Source organism: Melittangium boletus DSM 14713, assembly GCF_002305855.1.
Classification (GTDB): Bacteria; Myxococcota; Myxococcia; order Myxococcales; family Myxococcaceae; genus Cystobacter; species Cystobacter boletus.
On sequence record NZ_CP022163.1, the window covers coordinates 5,942,676 to 5,965,537 of the forward strand.

General features: G+C 66.8%; 16 protein-coding genes and 1 pseudogene. 10 read left to right on the forward strand and 7 right to left on the reverse strand.

The annotated features are described in order from the left end of the window. Nucleotides 1-13: 13 nt before the first annotated feature. A complete protein-coding gene (locus MEBOL_RS24940; protein ID WP_179956290.1) occupies nucleotides 14-1,126 on the forward strand; it encodes an MJ1255/VC2487 family glycosyltransferase in 1,113 nt (370 codons plus the stop codon). 102 nt (nucleotides 1,127-1,228) lie between these two features. After that, nucleotides 1,229-1,417 (forward strand): hypothetical protein, encoded by a 189-nt coding sequence (locus MEBOL_RS24945; protein ID WP_095979803.1) that lies wholly within the window; start codon nucleotides 1,229-1,231, stop codon nucleotides 1,415-1,417. A gap of 92 nt (nucleotides 1,418-1,509) precedes the next feature. On the opposite strand, the gene MEBOL_RS24950 is transcribed toward MEBOL_RS24945, so the two are convergent. After that, nucleotides 1,510-2,544 carry an SDR family NAD(P)-dependent oxidoreductase gene (locus MEBOL_RS24950; protein ID WP_095979804.1) on the reverse strand — a complete coding sequence of 345 codons (1,035 nt, stop codon included), beginning with the start codon at nucleotides 2,542-2,544 and terminating at the stop codon, nucleotides 1,510-1,512. 21 nt (nucleotides 2,545-2,565) lie between these two features. After that, nucleotides 2,566-3,051, reverse strand: coding sequence for a TlpA family protein disulfide reductase (locus MEBOL_RS24955; RefSeq protein WP_095979805.1), 486 nt, complete (start codon nucleotides 3,049-3,051; stop codon nucleotides 2,566-2,568). A 320-nt stretch (nucleotides 3,052-3,371) separates the two neighbouring features. On the opposite strand from MEBOL_RS24955, the gene MEBOL_RS24960 reads away from it, so the two are divergent. Both MEBOL_RS24960 and MEBOL_RS24965 read left to right on the forward strand, forming a co-directional pair. Further along, nucleotides 3,372-4,262 (forward strand): hypothetical protein, encoded by an 891-nt coding sequence (locus MEBOL_RS24960; protein ID WP_095979806.1) that lies wholly within the window; start codon nucleotides 3,372-3,374, stop codon nucleotides 4,260-4,262. Between the two features lie 31 nt (nucleotides 4,263-4,293). After that, nucleotides 4,294-5,571, forward strand: a complete 1,278-nt coding sequence (locus MEBOL_RS24965; protein WP_342747663.1) for a hypothetical protein — start codon at nucleotides 4,294-4,296, stop codon at nucleotides 5,569-5,571. A gap of 1 nt (nucleotide 5,572) precedes the next feature. Here the strand turns inward: MEBOL_RS24965 and MEBOL_RS24970 are convergent, their stop codons facing one another. Beyond that, nucleotides 5,573-7,651 carry a lipoxygenase family protein gene (locus tag MEBOL_RS24970; protein ID WP_095979807.1) on the reverse strand — a complete coding sequence of 693 codons (2,079 nt, stop codon included), beginning with the start codon at nucleotides 7,649-7,651 and terminating at the stop codon, nucleotides 5,573-5,575. A gap of 167 nt (nucleotides 7,652-7,818) precedes the next feature. Here MEBOL_RS24970 and MEBOL_RS24975 point away from each other — a divergent pair, with 167 nt between their 5' ends. After that, entirely contained in the window at nucleotides 7,819-9,846 is a 2,028-nt protein-coding gene (locus MEBOL_RS24975; protein ID WP_095979808.1) for a lipoxygenase family protein, read from the forward strand. A 92-nt stretch (nucleotides 9,847-9,938) separates the two neighbouring features. After that, complete coding sequence (locus MEBOL_RS24980; RefSeq protein WP_095979809.1) at nucleotides 9,939-11,321, forward strand: cytochrome P450; 1,383 nt, start codon at nucleotides 9,939-9,941, stop codon at nucleotides 11,319-11,321. On the opposite strand, the gene MEBOL_RS24985 is transcribed toward MEBOL_RS24980, so the two are convergent. Both MEBOL_RS24985 and MEBOL_RS24990 read right to left on the reverse strand, forming a co-directional pair. Continuing rightward, nucleotides 11,305-14,640, reverse strand: a complete 3,336-nt coding sequence (locus MEBOL_RS24985) for a hypothetical protein (RefSeq protein ID WP_095979810.1) — start codon at nucleotides 14,638-14,640, stop codon at nucleotides 11,305-11,307. The genes MEBOL_RS24980 and MEBOL_RS24985 overlap by 17 nt on opposite strands. 53 nt (nucleotides 14,641-14,693) lie before the next feature. Beyond that, a complete protein-coding gene (locus tag MEBOL_RS24990; protein WP_095979811.1) occupies nucleotides 14,694-15,620 on the reverse strand; it encodes a threonine/serine dehydratase in 927 nt (308 codons plus the stop codon). 326 nt (nucleotides 15,621-15,946) lie between these two features. On the opposite strand from MEBOL_RS24990, the gene MEBOL_RS24995 reads away from it, so the two are divergent. After that, nucleotides 15,947-17,779 (forward strand): AIPR family protein, encoded by a 1,833-nt coding sequence (locus tag MEBOL_RS24995; protein ID WP_170115590.1) that lies wholly within the window; start codon nucleotides 15,947-15,949, stop codon nucleotides 17,777-17,779. A gap of 1,443 nt (nucleotides 17,780-19,222) precedes the next feature. On the opposite strand, the gene MEBOL_RS25005 is transcribed toward MEBOL_RS24995, so the two are convergent. Beyond that, a complete protein-coding gene (locus MEBOL_RS25005) occupies nucleotides 19,223-19,984 on the reverse strand; it encodes an SDR family NAD(P)-dependent oxidoreductase (RefSeq protein WP_095979813.1) in 762 nt (253 codons plus the stop codon). Nucleotides 19,985-20,070: 86 nt separating this feature from the next. Here MEBOL_RS25005 and MEBOL_RS25010 point away from each other — a divergent pair, with 86 nt between their 5' ends. Next, the gene (locus tag MEBOL_RS25010; RefSeq protein WP_095979814.1) at nucleotides 20,071-21,249 is read left to right on the forward strand and encodes an acyl-CoA dehydrogenase family protein; all 1,179 of its coding nucleotides are present in this window, start codon (nucleotides 20,071-20,073) and stop codon (nucleotides 21,247-21,249) included. Nucleotides 21,250-21,303: 54 nt separating this feature from the next. Continuing rightward, nucleotides 21,304-21,432: pseudogene (locus MEBOL_RS43775) on the forward strand (ketopantoate reductase family protein); the annotation flags it as partial. Nucleotides 21,433-21,497: 65 nt separating this feature from the next. On the opposite strand, the gene MEBOL_RS25020 reads toward MEBOL_RS43775, so the two are convergent. Next, entirely contained in the window at nucleotides 21,498-21,956 is a 459-nt protein-coding gene (locus tag MEBOL_RS25020; RefSeq protein ID WP_218920960.1) for a winged helix-turn-helix transcriptional regulator, read from the reverse strand. 115 nt (nucleotides 21,957-22,071) lie between these two features. Between MEBOL_RS25020 and MEBOL_RS25025 the strand changes: the two genes are divergently transcribed. After that, entirely contained in the window at nucleotides 22,072-22,845 is a 774-nt protein-coding gene (locus tag MEBOL_RS25025; protein WP_095979815.1) for an SDR family NAD(P)-dependent oxidoreductase, read from the forward strand. Nucleotides 22,846-22,862 lie beyond the last annotated feature (17 nt).

Consider the following 22,862-nt stretch of genomic DNA (forward strand, 5'->3'; position numbering starts at 1 on the left):
TATGCTGCGGCCCATGCGAATCCTCTACGGTGTCGTCGGCGAAGGCATGGGGCACGCCACCCGCTCTCGCGTTCTGCTCGAGGAACTCACCCGCGAGCACGAGGTGCAGATCGTCGTCTCCGGACGCGCCAAGGACTACCTGGCCAAGCGCTTCGAGCACGTGCACGGCATCTGGGGGCTCACCCTGGCCTATGAGGGCAACTCGGTGAAGAAGCTGCAGACGCTCCTGCAGAACGTCACCGGGGCGGTGAAGGGCTGGCCGCACAACATCCGCCAGTACTTCGAGCTGGTGGAGAGCTTCAAGCCGGACGTGGTGGTGAGCGACTTCGAGAGCTTCAGCTACCTCTTCGGCCGCAATCACCGCCTGCCCGTCATCAGCGTGGACAACATGCAGATCATCAACCGGTGCAGTCACGCGCCGGAGCTGCTCGCGGGTTGGGAGGACGCGTTCGAGGGCACACGCGCGCTCGTGAAGTCGAAGCTCCCCGGGTGCTTCCACTACCTGACCACCACGTTCTTCTATCCGCCCGTGCGCAAGGAGCGCACGACGCTGCTGCCCTCCATCCTCCGGCCGGAAATCCTCGCCGCGAAGTCCGAGCCCGGCGAGCACCTGCTCGTCTATCAGACCTCCACCACCAACACCGCGCTGCCGGACATCCTCAAGCAGAGCGGACTGCCCTGCCACATCTACGGTCTGCGGCGCGATCTCACCGAGGACCTGCGCGATGGCAACCTGCTCTACCGTCCGTTCAGCGAGAAGGGCTTCATCGATGACCTGCGCACCGCGCGCGCGGTGGTGGCCGGGGGCGGCTACACGCTCATGAGCGAGGCGGTCTACCTGCACAAGCCCATGCTCGCGCTGCCCGTGCAGGGCCAGTTCGAACAGGTGCTCAACGCCCTCTACCTGGAGAAGCTGGGCTACGGCATGTACGCGCCCACGCTCACCCTGGACGGACTGAAGGACTTCCTCCAGCGCGTCCCCCGGTGCGAGGAGGCCTTGAAGGGCTACGAGCAGGAGGGGAACGTGAAGATGATCGCCGCCCTGCGGGAACAGCTCGCCCGCGCCGCCGAGGACAAGGGCCACTGGTGGGACACCGCGGAGCGCGACGGGCTCGTGAAGAGCTGAGGCCCCTCTCGTCCGCTCGCCTGCTGTCCGGTCAACCCAGACGAGTGGGCTGGCGCCAGTGCCCGCCCTCCCTAACTTCCCTTCACCACAAGGGAGGCGACCATGGATTACAAGAAGCCGGGGACCGGGAAGGTGAAGGAAGCCCTCAAGCGTGATTGGGAGCAGACCAAGCACGACCTCAACAAGAAGAAGGGCACGGACCTGAATCAGGACGTGGGCGACACCGTGAAGCAGGCCACGGGCAAGGAGCCGGTGCCGCCTCCCTTCGTGCCGAACATCGACAAGAAGTAGTCCGCTTCGGCGCGTCGGTCATGGGCTCCCCCCGGGTTTTCCCGAGGGGAGCTCTTCCTTTTTGCTCCACCCACCGTTCAGTGGAGCCGTTCTCAGTGCAGCAGTTCGTTATTGCGCTGGGCCGCCCACCGCGTGAGCTGCGTCACCCATGAGCGGGTGAGGGGCGTCTCGCTGTCGCTGCCGCGGAAGCGCTCGGTGCTGCCATCCTGCGGCAGCATCCGGTTGAACTGGGCCAGCATCGCCGCCGTCATGTTGGGGGCCAATGTCCGGGCCAGGGCCGCGACCTTCGCCGAGAGCCCCACCAGTGCCTCCGCGTCACCCCGGCGGCAGGCCTCGAGGATCTTCCGCGCCGCCCGCTCCGCGCTCATCGACGTGCCCGGCAGGGAATCGCCCAGGACGAACCACGCGTACTCCGCCTCGTGGTCGCCCTTGAAGAACGCGTTGGGCGGGCTGCCCGTGCGCATCAACCCCGGACACACCGTCGTCACCAGGATGCCGTCCTGTGCCAGCTCCACGCGCAGCCCGTCCGACAATCCCGCCAGCGCGAACTTGCTCGCGCTGTAGGGCAGCAGGTGCGGCACGCTCACGCGCCCGCCAATGGACGACACGTTCACGATGCGTCCCCAGCCCCGTCGCTTCATCTCCGGCAGCACCGCCAGGGTCGTGTACAGCGGTCCCCAGAAGTGCACGTTCATCGCCTCGTCGAAGTCCTCCTCGTTCATGGACTCCAATGGCCCCACCTGGATGAGGCCGGCGTTGTTCACCAGCACATCCACCGCGCCGAAGCGCTCGTGCACCCGGGACACCATCGCCTCCACCTGTACGCGATCCGTCACGTCGCAGGGAATGGCCATCACCTCGCCACCGGCGCGTTGCAACTCGTCCCGGGCACGCGCCAGCTCCACCTCTTCCCGAGCGCAGAGCACCACCCGGGCGCCCTCGGCCACGAACTGCCTTGCCATCACCAATCCCAGTCCCCGCGAGCCACCCGTCACCAGCACCGTGCGCCCCGAAAAGCTCACGTGCTGTTTGCGCAGGGCCCTCAACCCCATCACCGCGCTCATCCCCGCGGCGGCCAGGGCCCCCAGCGTGATGCGCGATGCGTCCTTCTTGTTCCGTCGAGCCATGGGTTGTCCTCCCGGTTGGGTTCAGGGCGCGATGGCGCCCGAGGAAGTGGATTCGGAGCGGATGAGCTGCCTCAGCAGGGGCCTCAGCACGGACTCCAGTGCGTCCTCGCCCATGACGCGCAACCGCATGACGAGCGCGCCGTCATAGAGGAGGTAGGCCGGCGTCCCCTCCACGCCATACGCCGTGGCCATGGAGCCGTCATCCGCCGCCACGGGGTGGCGGAAGCCCAGCCGCTTCGCCAAGGTCTCCAGACGGTTCGTATCCAGTGCGCGCCCACGCTCCTCGCCAGGCAGTGGCACGTGCACGCTGATGACCTGGAGTCCCAGGGGTTGGAACTCCTCCAGCAGGGATTTGAACCGGGAGAGCCGGGCCCGGCTGCCCACGTCCCGTTCGTTCCAGAAGTGCAGGAGCACGGGCCGGCCGTGCAGTTGGTGGACGTGCACCGGGGCGTTGATCCAACCGCCTTCGGGATCCAGCAGAGTCAATGGAACGTCGAGTGCGGACATGAGCGGACCTCGCGTGGGTGTGGGACTCCGCTCAAGCTATGCATCCGTTGTTGTGCGGCCGACACCCGTGCTTCCCCGCTTGTCCTCCCTCCAGACCGAAGGGGGCGCGCTATCCGCTTGATCTTCCAGGAGGTTTCGACGCAGGCGCCCCCCAGCAAGCCGTTCAGGGTAAACAGGTTCGACGCATTGAGTCGGCAAAGCCAAACTTGTACGGAATCAAAGATTTCCGGTTTCTAAGAAAGCGTTCCTAGACTGGCTCCTCCGCTTGGCCGCCCGCCAGGCGGGTCCCCGCATTCCCTTCGAGCAGCAGGAGCCCCTTCATGAAGAACAAGTTCATCCACGTGGTCGCCGTGGCCGCCACCCTGGTTGGTGCCGAGGCCTCGGCCGCCATCAACTACTACACGCTGTGGATCCACGGTAAGAACGACAACAAGACCAAGGGCGGCAACTACACCGACTTTTCCTACTGGGGCCCGAGCAGCACCGCGGCTGGCGTGAACAAGAAGGCCGTCAACTGGAACGGCACCCAGAAGATCTCCGTCGAGAACTACCGCGTGCGTGACGCGCTCGACTGCTTCTGCACCGGCGACAACTGGTGCTACGTCGCGGTGCACAGCGCGGGCGACCTGCAGATCGGCTACGCGCTGTCGCTCTACGGTGGCTCCACGCGCAACAAGAAGAACGCCACGCCCAACGCCAACGGCGTGTGCGGCGACGCGGGTGGCACCCAGACAGGTTGGAACATCAAGTGGGTGGACGTGGCCTCGGGCGCGTCCGGCGGCAGTGAGCTGGCAGACGTGGGCGAGTGGGCGGTGAGTACTCCGCTCGTGGGCGACCTGGTCACCACCACGGCGCGCGCCATGTACAACCACAACACCACGCGCTCGGTGTGGTTCTACAACTTCGCCGGGTCCAAGGGCACGCTCTACTCGGGCATCCTCCCGGGCCAGGACGACGAGGCCGTGGCCTATCACACGACGGGTGGCGTGTCGGGCTCATCCGGCGCCTCGCTGTGCAACCCGGGAGACTGGTTCTGCGGTGGCACGCTCACCCTGGGGACCGACAAGTGCAGCAGCGGCGAGGCCAAGTGGTCCTACCACTCGGTGAAGCTGCGCGATGATGGCGAGGCCTACGACCACCACGCCGCCGGCAACTGGGCGGGTATCGTGGGGACCGTGCGCGCCGACATGGCCGCCAACGCGAAGAAGTAGTCTCGTCGCGACGAGAACCGGAAGACTCCTCATGATGCACGATCGCGGCTCCCCTGGCATGACCGCCCGGCCCTCGCGCCGGAACCGGTGGCTCCTCCTGCTGTTGCCTCTCGTGGTGGGAGGTGGGGGGCTGCTGCTCTCCATGAATCTCTTCCGGTCCACTCCGGGCCTCGGCGAAGGCGCCGTTCCTGGCGCCTCGTCTCCAGCGCGGGCCGAGGCTCCCGCTCGCGGCTCCGTCCCGTCCTCCACGCTGGTGGCCGCACAGGTCCAGGCTCCGGTCCTGTCCGCCGAGGACGCCGAGCGCGAAGCCGAACGCCGGTTGTGGCAAGAGCGCCTGGAGCGGGCGCGCTTCTCTCTCGATTCCTACCGGCGCTCCACGCGCTACCCGCCCGAGTCACGTCCCATCGAGGAGCACCCGGACCGGGTGTATCCAGCCTCGCCCGAGCGCAAGCAGCCCCTGGGCAAGGAGCGGGGAGACATCGCCCTGCGCCTCAAGCAGGAGAAGGTCTTCGTGGTGGGAGACGAGACCGTGCGCTTCTTCGTGGGCTGCGAGAACCGGCACTCGAGCCAGCCCCTGCCGTGCGAGGTGCATTCCGCCTCCGCGCACGAAGCGCCCCACCTGGAAGCCGCGGGACGGACGGGCGCGGTGCCGCTGGAGTTCAACGACTCGGGGCGGCTGGGTGACGACGTGGCCGGGGATGGAACGTGGACGGTGTCCTTCCAGCCGGGCCGTCAGGGGTTCGCGATGTTCGAGGGCACCCTGCGCGTCGAGTTCCGCGTGCGGGCCGAGGGCTCAGCCGAGGGCGGAGCGTTCTTCGACATCATGTTCACTCCGTCTCCCCCCGCGGTCTTCACTGGCCGGATTCGCGAGGTGGTGGAGCAGGGCTCGCTGCGGCTCTACGCCGGCCTCCAGGTCCGCAAGTCCGGCCGCTACGTGTTCGCGGCGCGGGTGGACGACGAGGCGGGCGTGCCCTTCGCGTACCTGGACTTCAACGAGGAGCTGGAGGCCGGAGCGCGCGAGGTGCGCTTCCACATCTCCGGCCTGTTGCTGCATGACAAGAATCCCGACTTCCCCCTGCGGCTGCGCGACGTGGATGGCTTCCTCCTGCGTGAGCGGGGAGACCCGGATCGCGAACTGGTGAAGGCGCTCGCGGGGGTCATCCACTCCACGGGCACCTACTCCCTGGCTCGCTTCTCCCAGGACGAATGGACGAGCGAGGAGCGCGAGCGCTACCTCGCCGAGTTCGGCCGGGACGTGGACGAAGCCCAGAAGCACCTGGACGAGCTCGCGGGCAAGGGCGCGCCCTAGTTCAGATGTTGATGCGGGAGCTGATCGTCCGGATGTCCATGCCCAGCGCCTGGAACTCGGCCGTCCGGGCGCGCAGCAATTCCACGAGCCGCGGATGCACGTCATCCTCCTCGTTGGCCAGGATGAAGCCGTAGTTCGTCTTGGACAGCATCCAGGAGATCCACAGCATCTCGGTGGCCTGCTCCGGCGGAGGCGCGACGCTCGGGTCCTCCTCGGCCGCGAGGAACCCGTCCTTGCCCCAGCGCAGCCCCAGGCAGGCGTACAGCACCTCGCCCGCGTCCTCCCACTGGAGGTTGTTGGCCCACGCATGCCGGAAGGTCGCGAAGAAGAGGACGTAGCGGCACAACTGCTTGAGCGCTTCCAGCTCTCCGGGCTGGGGCACGTCGGTGTGGGTCACCGCGCTGACGGCCCGGGGCGGCGGCGCATGGGTCTTCTCGTCCAGGTCCATGCGCTCGGAGCGCTCGAACCACGGCGCGTCCTTTCCCGGCACCCGCGCCCGCAGGTAGCGGCACACGAAGGCGGGCGCCGAGTGGGCCACGAGATCGTCCGAGAAGCGCCGCACCTCGCGCCACTGCGCCTCCACCTCGCCCCCATGCTCGGCGAAGAAGGAGTCGATGTGCTCCCCGAGCACCCGCCAGAAAAGCTGTCCGGCGTGGGCATAGCGGTGTCCCTCGCACACCGGCACCGCGGGTGTGAAGCCCTTCCAGTCGTAGCTGCCCATCAGGTGCAGCAGCCGCGTCTCGACGCCTTGCTGGGTCAACGCGCTGGCGCGGGTGATGTACCCAGTGGGCCCGACCAGGAACCCATTGGCGGAGTGGTTGATCAACACCACTTCGCGCAGGTGAGGCATGAGCAACCAGCGCACGGGGTTGCGCCGCAGGTTGCGGTTCGCGGCGATGGCGTACTGCTCGATGTTGAAGTGGCACTGTCCCAGGTGATTGCCCAGCTCGGTGTCCAGCGTCGCGCTCACCCGGGCGATGCGCTTGGCGCTCTCCCAGCCGGCACCGTCCTCCGGCGTGAAGGTCCGGCGGGTGAGGGGTGAGCCTGGCGCCGTCGCTCCGGGCTCGCGCAGGCCCAGGATGATGCGCGTGGGCAGCACGTGGCCCTCCTCCAGCCTCAGCCGCACGTCGACCTCGGGCAGGCAGTGGACACCGTCCTGCTCGTAGGCGTTCCAGGGGAAGTAGAGCCGGAAGGCATGGGGATCGCCGGAGACCTCGGGGTCGCGGTCCAGGACCGTCGCGAACATGCCGTTGAGCAGGCGTTCGCCGAAGAAGGCATCGCTCCGGGTGGAGCCCGGCGCCTCACGCTCCCGACGGACGGTCATCGGCTCGGGGTAGTCCGCCTGGATCTGCTCCACGCTGGGCGCCATGCCCAGGCGGATCTGGAGCAGGTGCCGGCGCTTGATGACCTCGATGGGGGCCACCGCCTTCAACATCGCCAGGGCGCGTCCCGGAGCGTAGTCCGTGGGCGGAGTGCCCTGCTCGGTGACGAGCAGCCGGGCCAGCGGCGTCGATGGATCGTATTCCCAGTAGGGCTGCCGGATGGTGCCGAAGTCGTAGTGCAGCCCTCCGTGGTCATCGGGTCCCCGCTCCGCGCCGATGCGCCGCCAGGTCTCCACCACACGCCCGTCCTTGCGGAAGGTGTGCTGGGGCTCGAAGAAGCGCAGCTCCAGGTCCGGCAGATCCCCGATTCCCGCGTCGGCGGGGTCGTAGCGGATGGTGAAGTAGCCGTCATCGTCCGTGAGGCCCTCGCCCAGGTAGTCGTCCGGGGCTCCGGGATCCCGGTCCCACAGCTCGACCTTGAGGTGGTGCAGGGGGATGGGCCCCTGGGGTCCGTCCAACTCGAAGACCAGACGCCCCGTGGCGACGGCGGGTAGGGTCGAGGGATCCCGGGCGGCTCGGAGGGCGGGGAGGGCGCGGACCCGCGGGGCCAGCTCGCGGCTGACGGCGGCGCGCTCGTCGGGGGCCAGGTTCGCGTACCACCGGGCCAGCTCCGAGGAGTCGAGGAGGTCGGATTGCGCGTGTTGAACCTTGAATCCCAGGGTGGACAGGAATCGAAGGATCCAGGGGGCGAGTCTCATTCCCGGGCGAGGGTACCCGAGCCCGGAGACACGCTGAAATGGAGATGAGGTGCCTTCCAGGGCAGGGGTCGTGTCCTGCGTCCGTGAGGTGCGGTGCGCGCTAGAGGGTTTGTGGTGCGTGCTCCATTTGTCTTGCGGTATGGGTCCTCCCACTCAGGGAGAAACCCATGACCGTGGAATACAAGATCAAGATCCGCACGGGTGGCCGGCTGGGCTCGGGGACGGACGCCGACATCTCCGTTGTCCTGGTGGGCTCGGTTGGAGAGAGCGAGCGGCACAAGCTGGACAAGCGCTTCCATAACGACTTCGAGGCCGGGAAGGAGGACGTCTACACGATCAAATCCCAGGACGTCGGTGACCTGCTCCTGCTCCGGTTCACCAACTCCGCGGGCTTCGCGAGTGACTGGCTGCTCGACTTCGCCCATGTCACCTCGGGGGACCACAGCTGGCACTTCCCGCACTACCGCTGGGTCCTGGGCAATTCGACGGTGGAGGTCCTCGAGGGCTCGGCCCAGCTCCCGCAGAACGTGCGGCATGTCCGCGCGGTGGAGGCCCGTCGCGCGCAGCTCGAGAACCGCCAGAAGATGTACACGTGGCGTCCCGCCGTGGCGACCACGGGGTTGCCCGGCGCGCTCGACATCAGCAAGGAGAAGCCGCTGCCCAAGGACGAGCTCTACCGGAACCTGACCGAGGGCAGCTACGAGACCGTCATCGCCAAGACCCTGGCCGCGCTCCGCATGGGCATGCCCCTGCTGGCCAAGGCCTGGAACGGTCTGGTGGACACCATTGATCTCTTCAAGAACCTGGAAGTGCCCCAGCTCGCCCAGCGGTGGCAGGACGACCACGAGTTCGCGCGGCAGGCCGTCCAGGGCGTGAGCCCGCTGCACATCACGCTCATCCCCGCCCTGCCGGAGGGCTTCCCGCTCACGGATGCCGAGGTGCGCGGCCTGCTGTCCCCGGGCACTACCCTGGCTCAGGCGTTCGAGGCGAAGCGGATCTTCCTGCTCGACTTCGAGATCCTCGACGGCATCCCGATGTTCCACCAGGTCAACAAGGAAGGTGTCGAGGAGCGGCGGTGGGCGCCGGCGTCCCGCTGCCTCCTGTACCTCGAGGACTCGCGCCGGCTCCGGCCGCTCGCGATCCAGCTCGGCCGCGACCCCGCGAAGGATCCGGTCTTCACCCCGAATGATCCCGAGCACGACTGGCTCGCCGCGAAGATCTACCTGCGTTGCAGCGAGGGCAACACCCACCAGATGGTGTCGCACGCGCTGCGCACGCACTTCGTGGTGGAGCCGTTCGTCGTGGCCTCGATGCGCAACCTGTCCGACCCGCACCCCGTCTACAAGCTGATGCGGCGCCACTTCCGCTACACGCTCGCCATCAACGATGGGGCGCGCAAGGGGCTGCTCGACGCGGGCGGCGTGTTCGACGACTTCATCGCCACCGGCGGTCCGGACAAGGGCCACATCAAGCTGGGCCAGAAGGGCTACAGCCGCTGGAAGCTGCTCGACAACAAGCCGCGGCCGGACTTCGAGCGCCGGGGCGTGCTCGACCCGGCCATCCTCCCGGACTACCCGTACCGGGACGATGCCCTGCCGCTGTGGGACGCGCTGGAGGAGTTCGTGAGCAACGTCCTCTCGCACTTCTACAAGACAGACGCCGACCTGGTGAACGACACCGAGATGCAGGCCTGGTGGAAGGACCTCACCGAGCACGGCATGCCCGTCGACAAGCTGCCCTGTGCCGAGCTGACGCGCGTGAAGGACCTCGTGGACATCCTCACCACCGTGCTCTACACGGGCAGCGTCCATCACGCGGCGGTCAACTACCTCCAGTACGAGCACTACGCCTTCGTGCCGAACGCGCCGCTGTGCATGCGCCAGCCGCCTCCGACCCAGAAGGGCCTCCTGAAGGAGAAGGACATCTCGGAGATGATTCCGAGCAAGTCCCAGACGCTCTGGCAGGTCGCCATCGGCCGCGCGCTCGCCAGCTTCGGCGAGGACGAGGAGTTCCTGCTCAACGAGGGTGGATGGCGGGAGACCTACTTCCACGAGCCCGAGTTCCTCGCCATCCGCGAGCGTTTCCATGACCGGCTGCGTGCCCAGCTCGCCGCCGTGAACGATCGCAACGCGACGCGCGAGGTGCCCTACACGGTGCTCCAGCCCAACCGGATTCCCTGCGGCATCACCGTCTGAGTCGTTGTTCATTCCGTGGCGGCGCCGTGTGTCCCCTCGAGGGGCCGGCGCCGCCTGGTCGCGCCACACCGGAGTCTCGAAGGAGTCCACCCGTGCCGAACGTGCTGTCTCGTGGTGTGTTCAACCTGTTCTTTGGGTCCAAGCGTCAGGCTTTCGCGTCCCTCCCGGGTCCGCAGCCCGGAATCCTCGGCACCGCCGGAGACTTCCTCGGTGCGCAGCCCTGGGATGTCTGTGCGCGCTATGGCCGTGAATATGGCGGCGTCACCCTGATCTGGATGGGCCCCAATCCGGGCCTCGTGCTCAACGATCCCGTGCTCATCGAGCAGTTGCTCGACTCCCGCCGGACCGAGTTCGAGAAGGGCTCCCTGCGGCAGGAACTCACCCCGACCACGACGGATCAATCCCTCTTCATCGCGCCCCAGAGCGGGGATTGGGCCGAGAAGCGCCGGATCGATCCCTTCGTGCAGCCGTGGTCCCCGGACTGGCTGGCCGCCCAGGTCGCTCCGATGCAGGCGGCGATCTCCGACTTCGTGGATGGCCTCATCGCGAGCGGCAAGACGGTTGATCTGGCGCCCGTGTTGCGTCGGCTGACGTGCGACGCCTTCGCGGTCGCCGCCATCGGTGAGAAGCTGCCAGATTCGGTGTACGAGGACTTCATGCTGCTCGCCAAGGGCGCGGACGCTCGCATCCAGGCGAAGCTGCCCTTGAAGTTCGTCTCGCTGCCCAAGGGCTTCGAGGAGGCCCGCGAGCGCTTCTACCGGTTCTTCGACGAGCGCGTCAGCGCGGCGCGCCGGAATCCGAAGCCGGAGGCGAACGATTTGATGTCTCGCACGATGCGCGAGGTGCCCGACTTCGGGGACAAGGCGCTGGCGGTCAACATCGCGCTCATCTTCTACGGAGGCGCTTTCTCCTCGAGCACCGCCCTGGCCGGCGCGTTCCACCAGCTCCAGAAGCACCCCGACGCCGAGGCGCGGCTCGCCTCCGAGGCCGCCGCGTTCGCGGGCGGGCCGCCCACCCTCGAGCGGTTGAACGAGGCGCGGTGGGCCGAGGCCGTCGTCCTCGAGTCGATGCGGGTTCTTCCCCCGGTCCGAGTCTTCACCCGCAGCCCGGTCACCGACGTGTCGTTCGCCGGCGTCACGATGCCCGCGGGGGCGACGATCATGGTCTCCAACCAGTACCTGCACCGGGACCCCCAGCACTGGCCCAACCCGGACACCTTCGAGCCCGCTCGATGGTTGGATGGGGGCACGGCACGAGACCCCATCGGCAGCGGGCACTACTTCCCCTTCGGGCGGGGTCCTCGCATGTGCGTGGCCACCGATTTCGCCATGGTGTTCCTGCGCACGGCCATGGTGACGATCGCCGCTCGCGCGAAGGCGGAGATCTCCTCGACGGAGCCCTTCGAGGAGGGCTTCTTCTTCGGCGTGGTCCTTCCCACGAACGTCCACACGAAGTTCATCACTCGACCGAGGTGACGACGCCCAGGGCGGCGGCGCGCACCGCGGCGCGGGGATGCAGGCGCAGGGCTCGCAGGGCCTGGGCCGCGTCCTCGCGCCAGTGCAGCCGCCTTCCCGCGAGCGCGACGAGTGTCACCGCCGTCAGGGGAATCACGGCCTCCACGCGGGTGGCCGTCTCCAGAAGCACCTCGGGGGTCCACTCGGCGCTGGGGTGTTCCAAGGTCTCCGCCACGCGGGCGGCGAGCACCGGAGCGAAGAGGGGCTCCTCCTTCACCTCCTCCGCCAGGTCGAGCAGCGCCCCGGCGCTGTCCGTCGAGTCGTTCCAGGGCATCCCCTCGAGGCGCAGCGCGGCGCTCTCGGGCCATAGGGAGGGCTCGCGCGCCAGCACGTGGGCCACCGCGTCCAGGCGCGGGCGCAGGTTCCGCTTCACGGGCTGGGGGAGCTGCCGGAGTTGCGCGCTCAAGGCCACCAGGCGTTGACGCTCGGGCACGTCCCGCTCGGGGGTGGCATCGAAGGACGGGGAGGCGGCGACGAGCCGCGCGGCGCTGTCCTCCACCTGCTCGAAGGCGTGTCCCTCCCGGGTGACTTCCACGAGGGCCCGAAGGGCCTCACGCCACTCGGCTCCCTCGGCGATGTCGAGCACGCGAGCGGCCGCCTCGCGCGCCACCGCGTCCTCCGCTCCCGCGGACCAGCCCCTCAGCACGCCGAAGGCCCGGCGCCGCACGGTGAGCTCCGGATGGCGCGATATCTGGAGGAGGAGTTCCACGTACCGGGGCCTGACTTCTGGAGGAAACTGGAGCGGTGAGGCATCGAGCAGGCTCGAGGCGACATCCGCGTCCGCGCTTCGCGCCAGCTCACCCAGGAGTTCCCAGGCCTCGGGCGCGTCGAGCAACCGCCGAGCGGCGTGGCCCACGGCGATGCGCACGTCCTTGTGGAGATCCGGCTTGTTCCACTGTTGACGCAGCAGGGTCAGGCTGTGCGCGGAGCGGAAGGTGCCGAGCAGCCGCAGGGCCTCCTTGGCCACCGTCACCTTGAGCCGCTCGCGTGAGAGCACGGTGTCGAGCGCGTTGGTCAAGGTGCTCGGGGACACGCGCCGGGCCATGCGCGGCACCGCGTACATGGCCACCCGGGCGCGGTCTCCGTCCAGGTTCTCCAGCAGGAGGGGGAGGGCGGGCTCGGGCTTGTCCAAAGCCGCGAGCGCGCCCAGCGCGGCCTCCACCGTGGGCACGTCGGGCGAGCCGAGGAAAGGCTCAAGGGTGTCCACGCTCACGTCCTGGAGGCCGGGAAGCACGTGCAGCACGCGCATGCGCTCCCAGGCGCTGCGCTCGAGGTCGCTCGCGATCCGCAGCATCAGGTCGCGGAAGTGGCGCTGTTGGCGGGGCAGCCAGCGGAAGAAGCCGTCGAACACCAGGGGCACCCAGCCCGTCTTGCCCGTGGTGAATCGTCCTTGGAGGCTCCTGCCCTGGATGAAGGAATCCAGCCATTCCTGACGGCGCCGGTGCAGGTGCGCGAAGACGCCGGGCAGGGTGATGGTGCTCTCGTCCCGTTCGAGCAGGGTGCGCACCCGCACATCCCGGGTTCGCGGTGGGGCGAGCCAGAGCTGGATGGCCTCCTGGGCGAGTATGTCGGGCGTGGCCTCGGTGATGGGCGCGAGCAGCGCTTGGAGCTGTTCCACGTTCCACGCCCGCCGTCCGAGTGCCCGGGTCAGGGAGATGATGAGGCCATAGCTCTCGCGCTTGTTGGCGGCGCGGAGGGTGGGCAACAGGGCCGCGAAGAGGTGGTGCTCGGCACCGCGGGGCAGGTCGTGCTCCAGGGGGGGCAGCACGAGCGTGCCGGACTGGCGGGCCAGGCGCTTGAGCGTTTCCAGCGCGAAGCGGAACAGGGGACTGTCCGTCGCGGTGGCATGGGCGCGCATGAGCTGGAACGCCAGCCGCTGGAGCGCTTGCTGGGTCATGAACGAGGTGTCTCGCGCCTCGACGACATAGGTCACCAGCGACTGGAGCGCGGGAACGTGCTCGGCGGTGAAGAGGGTGGGCGGGACTTCGGCGAGCGCGGACAACGCGGCGGCGCGGACCGGATCCTGCTCGTTCTTCAATCGGGCGAGGGCCGCGAGTGTGTCACCCAGGCCCCGGCGCGACAGGCCCGTGCAGGACACGAGCAGCGCGAGCGCCTGGGCCCGATCCTCGGCCTTGCTGGCGACGGCCGCCTTGCGCAAGGGCTCGCGCGCGTGCTCGATGAGGCGCAAGGCCTGGATGGCGAGCCGCTGGTCCTTGTTCTCGCGAACCTCGCGCAGGTCGAGCTGCCGCGCGGCCTCGGCGTCCCGGGTGGCATGGGGGAGGGTGGCCAACAGGGCCGTGGGGTGGACGCGGGGGGGTGCTCCCTCGAAGGCGTGGGCGAAGAGGGCCGGACGCTCGGAGGGCGGAAACGCGTTCAGGAATTGTGCGAGCCTCGGGGGGGCCTCGGCCAGGGCTCGTGCGAAGGCGAGCCGTTGCTCCGGCGAGAAGGCTCGGGCCTCGCGCAGTGCTCCGGGGGAGAGCCCCAGGCCATGCAGCTGGCCTCTCCATGCGGGGCGCAACAGGAGCGCGGCGACCGCGGCGGGATGGCGGCGGATGAGCAGCGGGAGGGTTCTCCGCACGAAGAAGGGCAGCCCCTCCGGGGGCGCCAGCTCCCTCACGAGTTCGAGCACGGCCTCGCCCCGCGACAGGGTCAACTCCGCCAGGGGAATGTGGAAGAGGTAGAAGAGCGACTCGCGTTCGCGCTCGGGCGCCTGGGTGAACCGGGTGCGCAGGAAGTCCAGCACCGCGTCCGGGTGCAGGTGCACGAGCGAGTGCCAGGCATTGAAGGTGTGCCCGAGTTCGGGAAGCCGTTGGCGCACCGTGTCCGCGTCGAGGGCGGTCAGCAGGAGCGCGGCCTCCGAGGCGCCGTGGCGGGCGAGGACGAGGGGGAAGAGCCGCGCCGCGAGGGCATTCCTCCGGGCCAGGGCCACGCCCTTGAGGACACGGCGGCGTGCGAAGGGGGCGAGCTCCGGGAGGATCCGTTCGAGCGCCGCCTCGTCCTGGATGTGGCGTCCGGCGAGCGAGGCCGCGCGGCCCTGGACGGTGCGCGAGGCGTGGGTGAGCCCATCCAGCAAGAGGGAGTCGTCCCCCGCGCCCTGGGCCATTTCCAGGGCCAGCCGGCCCTCGTAGGCATCTCCCGAGGAGAGCAACCCGGCCATGAGCGGCTTCAACCCGGGGTGTTCGCGGCCATCGCGCCCCAACCGGGCGGCTCGCGCGATGCGCGCCCCGTGCCCCAGTGAGTCCAACTCCGACAACAGTGCTTTTCGCGATGGGATCTTCATGGCGGCTCACTCCTGGAGGGAGCCGCTACGTTAGACCAAGGCGTTCCTCGGACTCATACGGGAATGGTGTCGAGCGACACGTTGGCTCCACACAGGAGCACGCCCACGCGCTCGCCGGGGGTTGGGACGTAGCGGCCCGAGACGAGCGCGGCGAGCGCCGCCGCGCCGCCCGGTTCCGCCGCCACGCGCAGGGAGTGCCAGAGGCGGCGCTGCGCCTGTCGGATTGCCTCATCGGGGACGAGCACCACGCGGTCGACATGGCGCCGGGCCACCTCGAAGACGCGGGGGCCGCAATTGCGCGCGCCGAGTGAATCCGCCGCGATGCTCTCCACCGTGACATCGATGGGGACTCCGGCCTTCAGAGAGGCCGACAGGCAGCACGAGCCCTCGGGCTCGACGCCGACGACGCGCACCCGTCCGCCGAACCACGCGGCGATGCCGCCAATCAATCCACCCCCGCCGACGGCGACGAGCACGGTATCGAGTGGGGCCTGCTCCTCCCATTCAAGGCCCACCGTTCCCTGTCCAGCCATGGTGGGCCACGCGTCATACGCATGAATGGGCAGGGCGCCGCTCTCCGCTTCGTAGGCCACGCACGCGGCGAGGGCATCGGCGTAGCGTGCGCCTCCCACCACGAGGTGGGCGCCCCGTTCCCGGATGGCGGCGATCTTGGCGGGGCTGGAGATCTCCGGCACGAAGATGCGAGCGGGGTGTCCCAGTGCGCGCGCCGCGTGAGCCACGGCGATGCCGTGATTGCCGCCCGAGGCCGCGGCCACGCCCGCGGGAGGCACGGGTTGGGACAGCAGCGTGTTGAAGGCACCGCGCGCCTTGAAGGAACCGGCGTGTTGCATGAACTCGAGCTTGAGGCTGAGCGGCGCGGAGACACCGAAGGGGCTCCCCTCGACTTCGAGCACGGGAGTCCGGCGGATATACGGAGCGATGCGCGCGGCGGCGGCGCGGATGTCATCGGGCTGGAGCATGGTGAGATTTATGTCGTTGGTCATGCTGGAGTTGATACGTGGGTTGCCTGACAGCACCTACGATGTCGTCTAGGCTTGTATACCCTGCGAGTATGGTGCTCGAACTCCGGCCGAACCCCGTGTGGGGGCGTCGGGAACCTGCTGCCTGCTTTTCCCTCTCTCCGTTAGGGTTAGGATGGCGGAAAAATGTGACCCAGTTGTTGGGGACTACTTCCTGAGGATGGCTAATCGAAGCACCGCGCCTTGCTCATGATGTGACCATTTGTACTAGAATCTGGTCCCTGTGCGTCATGCAGGGGCGGCTCAACCAACAGGGGGACAGACCGATGCCGAGTGCCGATGCCATTCGCAAGTGTGTCGAGGGCTTCTATCGCGAGGGTGGAGTAACTGCGCGTCTCGAAGACGCATTTGCTCCATGGGTTCTCCACAGCCGTTTTCGGCTCACTCCGCAGGAGGCGCTTGCTCAGTCGTCGGATGGGAATTTCGATGGTGGGCTCGACGGGTTCGTCTTGCGGCCGACCAGCGATGGGCTCCACGAACTTGTTCTGCTTCAGGCGAAGTTTTCCGAGGAACCTGGGCTTGTGACCAAGGGGCTCAAGGATCTGGGTCGTGCCGCGCAGGTTCTTGAGAGCATTCTCACGGGTTCGGATTCCGGTCTACGGGAGGAAAACAGGGTCATCCAATCACTGCGTCGTCAAGTACGCGCGCTCCCAGAAGTGCAGCAGCAGACGCTGCAGATTACTTTGTGCCTTACTCACCTGCTCAAGAGCCAGGAGGCTTGGCAAGCGAGCCCCGCTGTTGCGAAGGCCCGCAAGGAAATGCTGTCTGACCTGGGAGATGGTCCACTTGCCGGGCGCATTCGCTTCATGCCCATGGGCCCGGACGAACTCGATACGGCGGACGTCGTTCCGCGTCCCTCGGCACCAGCTCTAGTGCGCGTTGAAGGCACCAGATTCACCTTGCCAGACGGTGACCAAGTAATACTCGGACTCGGTTATCTCTCTGACGCCGTGAACTTGCATGTCCGCTTTGGTCAGCACCTGTTCAGTAAGAATGTGCGTATGTATATGGCGCGCGAGGCTGGAAAGGAGCGTAGCGCTGCTAGCCACATTCGAGAAAGTCTTGAGGGGATCTGCAAGGGCTCTATACCCGTCGAGCATTTTGCTCTTCTGCATAACGGTATTACACTCACGGCTCCGAAGAGTCGAAGTGGCGACAATGTGAATGAATGGGTTCTGGATCCTGGTCAGCAGGGCATCAGTGTTCTCAATGGTTGCCAAACGGTCTATACAGCCTGGGCTTTCCACACCGATATGTCCGCGAAATCGCCCGGAGGTGAGTGGGAGGCTCGATTCAATCAAGTCCGGTTGCCCGTTCGTCTTCTTCTGACTCGCGACGAGGACCGGGTGCGCAAAGTTACGATTGGCGCGAATCGACAAACCAGTATCAGTCCGTCCGCCTTCTATGCTCACGAAACAGTACAACTGAATCTTGAGGAGCGATTCGCTCGTAGCAAAATCTTCTACGAGCGACAAGAAGGAGCATGGGATCATCTCAACCGAGCCGCTCCAGAACGAGCGCATGAGTTCGATAACTCGCTCACTCTTGAGGACATCGCTCGTTCAATCGCCGTGGCGAGCCACACTCTATCCCTAGAATTAGCACGCAGCCCACAGAGAATATTTGACTCTGAGGACACATACCACCGTGTCTTCAGCGAAAAGCACATCGCCTCCATTCGACTGCTCACCTTTCTTTACAATGCACTGCGCGCCACGAAGGCTGCTCTTGGGGATTTACGTGAAGAGGTGCAGGGGCTTAGGGACATGAAGCCCGCGAAGTTCGTTTTCCCCGTCACGCGATTGCTTGTCGCCTGGATGGCTAGGAAGCGTCCAGATTTGGTGCGAGGCTATTCTCGGTTTGTGTATCATGTAGGGACGTCCAGTGATGTGCGTCGCGAGTTCCGGCTCGCTATGAGGCACCAACATTCTGGGATCCAGCAGCTTTTGCCGGAGGTGTGGCTTCATACAGATGGTTGGCATGAGGCCATCGACAAGGATGCGCTCAAACTCGCGACATCCAAGCTTCATCTGAAAGATGTCGACATCTTCGCGTTGTTCGAAACGCTCGACGATGATGATGACGAGAGTGCGGGATAAGCAATGAAGGAACATAGCACTTCTCTTCGCTCTTCAGGTGTCTCTGCACATATGGAGGATCGAGCGTTGTTGACGTGTCGGTAGGGCTTCTTGTTGTTGCCCTAGTCTTTTGTGACGGCGCGGGGCGGTTTCGCGCGACATATGTGATTTTTTGAGAGGTTCCCTTGTTCCGGATTTCCGCCGAGCGCCAAAAAATAGCTCTCCTGGGAGCCGTGCTCTCTCTCGTATTCGCATGTGCTGGCCCCCGGCTTTATTTCGTGGGCAACGAGTTGCCTCGGTTGGATGGTAATCCAGCGCTGCTCGTTGCTCCTGGTCCGTGGAAGAATAAAAGCGTGGTCGCAGTGTATTCGGAAGCATCCCATGTGCCGGATGATTTGGTGTTGTCCGCGCTGAGCGCTCTGATGGCTCTGCCCGGAGCCGCGAGTGCTTGCGATCCGCTGACAGGTCGGCCCCGGCCTGATGCTACCGAGTATTGTCTGGCCTTTTATAAGACTCCAGAAGACTGGCGAGTATCCTGGCCAGTTCGGAATATGACTGGCCAGCCTGGTTCTTGTAATCCGCCCCTTGGAGGGGTTCTGGATGAGGACTTCGGGATGGAGCTTCCTGTTTTTGGTTTTGCCCACAATCATCCTTGTGGAACACAGGTCAGCAGCCAGGACTTGAAGGTTTTCCCGGTGATGAAGCTGGGGGAGTCACAATGGACGATGGTTGAGTATGCGGTGTCTCCCTCGGGAAGGCCGGCTCTTGATGATCGGGGACAGTTGATTCCCGCCTGGGGCTGGCTCGCCAGTGGTCACCGCGACGAACTTCGATTTTACAAATGGAACCCTTCTGGTGCGGTTTTTCAATGGGAGCAAGGTGAGAGGGGCTGGAGGTTCCTGGCGACGTGTATCCCCCAATTGCCGAGTACACTTGGGGGCGGACTTCCTCCTCCAAAATGCACTCGAGAATCAAATTGAAAGGCGTCCTCTCCTGGGAAGAGAATCCATGATGAGCCCGTACTGCCTCGTTTTGCTGAGTGTATTGTCCATGGAGGGTGGGGCAAGTGAGTCCTCCTTGCTTCCTCTTGTGCCCATTCCGGATGTGGGGCTCGTCGTGGTTCCCTCTACTTCCTCGGAGCCAGTTCGTTGGCCCGAGAATCTAAGTCCCTTGGACACATTGGATGGGCCCGCGGTCCTGGCGGCCCATTCCGCGCTCCAGCAGGTGCTGTCTCGCTTTCCCAAGGAGGCCGCGGGACATTGTGAGTATTCAGCACGCTCCCTGGACGTGGTCGTTGGTTATGAGCGAGGTCTCTACTTCGTCCGGATTGATCGGCGTGTCGACAGGTGTGGCTGGGCTCCTGGGGTCAGCCTGGAGTTCGATTGGTTCGAGATGTATGCCGTCTCTCCAGAGGGACGGGTCGTCGCCCGTTACCCCTCCATGCCTTGAGGCCAGGCTGTCCGCTCAGCCCGCCTCGCCGCCGTCGATGTTGTACGCCGAGCCAGTGATGGTGGCCGCCGCGTCCGAGGCCAGGAAGAGGCAGAGCGCCGCCACTTCCTCGGGTTGGATGACCCGGCCCATGGCGTTCATGTTCGCCAGCGCCGCGTGGGCCTCCTGCTCCGTGCGGCCCGTGGTCTTGCTGATGGCCGCCTTGGCATTGCTGAGCATGTCCGTCTCCACCCAGCCCGGATTGACGATGTTCACCGTCACGTTCTTGCGCGCCCACTCCGCCGCCAGCGAGCGCGTGAGCCCCAGCAGCGCGTGCTTCGACGCACAGTAGGCCGACGTGTATTTTACTCCCCGCGTCGCCGCCATGCTCCCGATGTTGATGACCCGGCCTCCTCCCGCCGCCGCCATCGCCGGAATCAACTCGCGGCACAGCAAGAAGGGCGCCGCCACGTTCACCGCCATCACCTTGTGGAAGTCCTCCATGCTCGTCTTGTGCAGCGGCGCCGACACGGTGATGCCCGCGTTGTTCACCAGCACCCGGGGCACTCCCGCCTCGCGGATCTTCTGGGCCGCCGCCACCACCGCCGCCTCGTCCGCCACGTCGAGCACTAGTGGGCGCACCGCGCCATTCGACTCGCGCGCCAGCGTCTCCAGGGCGTCCGCCGCCCGCGCCAGCGCCCACACCTCGTAGCCCTCTTTCACGAAGGACTGCACCAGCGCCCGCCCGATTCCCCGGCTCGCGCCCGTCACCACCGCTATCTTCTTGGAGGTCGTCATGGCCTCGGAGGATACCCGGGTCCTCGTTCGCCAGGTCCCTCCAGTGCTACAAGTCCCGGGCTTCCCCTGCCTTGAGGACTCCTCCTATGCCGCGCGCGGACATCACCGACCTCCTGCGCCTCGATGACTTGCTCTCCGACGAGGAGAAGGCCGCCCGGGACACCGTGGCCCGCTTCGTCGACGCCGAGGTGCTTCCCATCATCGGCCAGCACTTCCGCGAGGGCTCCTTCCCCGCGCACCTCGTGCCCCGCATCGCCGAGCTGGGCGTGCTCGGCGCCAACCTCCAGGGGTATGGCTGCGCCGGGATGAACACCGTCAGCTATGGCCTCGTCCTCCAGGAGTTGGAGCGGGGCGACTCGGGGCTGCGCTCCTTCGCCTCCGTGCAGGGCTCGCTGTGCATGTTCCCCATCCACGCCTACGGCAGCGAGGAGCAGAAACAGCGCTTCCTGCCTGGGATGGCCCGGGGTGAGCGCATCGCCTGCTTCGGTCTCACCGAGGCGGACTTCGGCTCGAACCCCGCGGGCATGCGCACCCGGGCTCGCCGCGATGGCGATACGTGGGTACTCAATGGCTCGAAGACGTGGATCACCAACGCCACGCTCGCCGACGTGGCCGTGGTGTGGGCCAAGACGGACGAGGGGGGCCCCGAGTCCGTGCGCGGCTTCCTCGTGGAGAAGGGGATGCCCGGCTTCACCACCCGCGAGATTCCGGGGAAGTTCTCCCTGCGCGCCTCCACCACGGGAGAGTTGTTCTTCGAGGACGTGCGTGTGCCCGAGGCCAACGTGCTGCCCGGCGTGAAGGGGCTGCGCGGGCCCTTGTCGTGTCTGAACAACGCGCGGATGACCATCGCCTTCGCCGTGACGGGCGCGGCCATCGCCTGCTTCGAGGGCGCGCGGGAGTACGCGCTCAACCGGGGGCAGTTCGACAAGCCCATCGCCGCCTACCAGCTCACCCAGGAGAAGCTGGCGGACATGCTCCAGGAGATCGTCAAGGCGCAGCTCCTGTCACTGCGGCTGGCTCGGCTCAAGGACGAGGGCAAGTTGACGCCCGTGATGGTGAGTCTGGCCAAGCGCAACAACGTGAAGGCGGCGCTGGAGATTGCCCGCTCGGCTCGGAGCATCTACGGCGCCAACGGCGTCACCGATGCCTACCCGCCCATTCGCCACATGCTCAATCTGGAGAGTGTCTTCACCTACGAGGGCACCCACGAGGTGCACACGCTGGTGCTCGGCAAGGCCATCACCGGCCACGACGCCTTCGGGTAGCCGCCCTCCTGGACGGATGGCGAGGTGACCAGGCGCTGGTTACGGAGCGGCCCCATGAAAGTCGCCATCGTGGGTCCCGGCTCCATCGGCAGCACTTTCGCTTTTCATCTCGCTCGCGCGGGCCATGACGTGACGGTCGTCGCGCGCGGTGCGCGCCTCGCGCAGCTCGAGAAGGATCGCGCCATTCTCAAGGCCCAGGTCATCCCCCGGGCGCTCGCCGCGCTGCGGACGGCCGTGAGGTCGAGGTCTCAGCCGGTGGGGCGTCCGCCGAGCCGCCGCAACTCGGTGTCCGCCGGTCCCAGCAGCCGCCCATCCTCCGCGCGCAGTTCCAGTGTCCGTACCGGCCGGCCTCGTTTCCGGTCCACCAGCTCCGTGGTGACTTCCCCGGGCTCGAAGTAGTGCGTGTCGCCCCACTGCCGCAGCGCCACGAGCACCGGGAACAGGCCGCGTCCCTTCTCCGTTAGGACGTACTCTTGATAGGCGCTGCCATCCGACGCGGGCGCCAGCTCCAGGATGCCGTGGCCCATCAGCGTGCGCAGGCGCGCCGCCAGGATGTTCTTCGCCAGGCCCAGGCTCTTCTGGAACTCCCCGAAGCGGCGCATGCCCCTGAGCGCGTCGCGGATGATGAGCAGGGACCACCAGTCCCCGATGGCGTCCAGTGCCCTCGCGATGGGGCAGTCCGCTGATTCCAGGCTCGTGCGCTTCACCGTCTCGTCCTTCCCGCGCCAGGCGCCGTCCGTGCTTCCTGGTTGCATCATAAAACCGGTCTGTTTATATCGCCAGGGGTGGTTTCATGATGAAACCAGAGCGCGGGAGACGCGGATGCGACTCAAGAACAAGGTGGCGTTGATCACGGGTGGAAACAGCGGCATCGGCCTGGCCACGGCGCGGTTGTTCCTCGCCGAGGGAGCTCGGGTCGCCATCACGGGGCGCAACGCGGAAACGCTCGACGCCGCGGCGAAGGAACTGGGCTCCGGGCTGCTCACCTTCCAGGCGGACGTGAAGGACGTGGAGGCGACGGAGCGGGCCATTGCCCACGCCGCCGAGCGGCTGGGGCCCTTGGACATCGTGTTCGCCAACGCGGGCGTTGGCGGCTCGACGCCCCTGGGCAAGACGGGCTTGGCGGCTTTCGAGGAGGTGCTGCGCGTCAACCTCACGGCGGTGTTCTTCACCGTCCAGGCCGCCGTGCCCCACCTGCGCGACGGGGCATCGGTGGTGCTCAACGGCTCGGTGCACAGCGTGTTGGGCGCGCCCGGCTACGCGGCCTACGCGGCGAGCAAGGCGGGGGTGCGGTCCATGGCGCGCGTGCTGGCCTCGGAGCTGTCTCCGCGCGGCATCCGGGTCAACGTGGTGTCGCCTGGCGCGGCCCATACGCCCATCTGGTCCGCGCAGGCGTCCTCGCCCGAGGCATATGCCGCGCTGGAGAAGCGCATCTCCCGGGGCATTCCGCTCGGGCGCATGGGGGACGCCGAGGAGGTGGCCAAGACGGTGTTGTTCCTCGCGTCGGACGATGCCTCCAACATCCAGGCCGCCGAGTTCTTCGTCGATGGAGGCACCACGGGCTCACCCATGGGCGCGCCCATCTACTTGCGGTGACCGCTGTCACTGCCCCG

Excerpts from the sequence above, each read along its gene's own strand:
- MEBOL_RS24940 (WP_179956290.1), top strand. The coding sequence starts at position 14 with ATGCGAATCCTCTACGGTGTCGTCGGCGAAGGCATGGGGCACGCCACC.
- MEBOL_RS24945 (WP_095979803.1), top strand. The coding sequence starts at position 1,229 with ATGGATTACAAGAAGCCGGGGACCGGGAAGGTGAAGGAAGCCCTCAAG.
- MEBOL_RS24950 (WP_095979804.1), bottom strand. The coding sequence starts at position 2,544 with ATGGCTCGACGGAACAAGAAGGACGCATCGCGCATCACGCTGGGGGCC.
- MEBOL_RS24955 (WP_095979805.1), bottom strand. The coding sequence starts at position 3,051 with ATGTCCGCACTCGACGTTCCATTGACTCTGCTGGATCCCGAAGGCGGT.
- MEBOL_RS24960 (WP_095979806.1), top strand. The coding sequence starts at position 3,372 with ATGAAGAACAAGTTCATCCACGTGGTCGCCGTGGCCGCCACCCTGGTT.
- MEBOL_RS24965 (WP_342747663.1), top strand. The coding sequence starts at position 4,294 with ATGATGCACGATCGCGGCTCCCCTGGCATGACCGCCCGGCCCTCGCGC.
- MEBOL_RS24970 (WP_095979807.1), bottom strand. The coding sequence starts at position 7,651 with ATGAGACTCGCCCCCTGGATCCTTCGATTCCTGTCCACCCTGGGATTC.
- MEBOL_RS24975 (WP_095979808.1), top strand. The coding sequence starts at position 7,819 with ATGACCGTGGAATACAAGATCAAGATCCGCACGGGTGGCCGGCTGGGC.
- MEBOL_RS24985 (WP_095979810.1), bottom strand. The coding sequence starts at position 14,640 with ATGAAGATCCCATCGCGAAAAGCACTGTTGTCGGAGTTGGACTCACTG.
- MEBOL_RS24990 (WP_095979811.1), bottom strand. The coding sequence starts at position 15,620 with ATGCTCCAGCCCGATGACATCCGCGCCGCCGCCGCGCGCATCGCTCCG.
- MEBOL_RS24995 (WP_170115590.1), top strand. The coding sequence starts at position 15,947 with ATGCCGAGTGCCGATGCCATTCGCAAGTGTGTCGAGGGCTTCTATCGC.
- MEBOL_RS25005 (WP_095979813.1), bottom strand. The coding sequence starts at position 19,984 with ATGACGACCTCCAAGAAGATAGCGGTGGTGACGGGCGCGAGCCGGGGA.
- MEBOL_RS25010 (WP_095979814.1), top strand. The coding sequence starts at position 20,071 with ATGCCGCGCGCGGACATCACCGACCTCCTGCGCCTCGATGACTTGCTC.
- MEBOL_RS25025 (WP_095979815.1), top strand. The coding sequence starts at position 22,072 with ATGCGACTCAAGAACAAGGTGGCGTTGATCACGGGTGGAAACAGCGGC.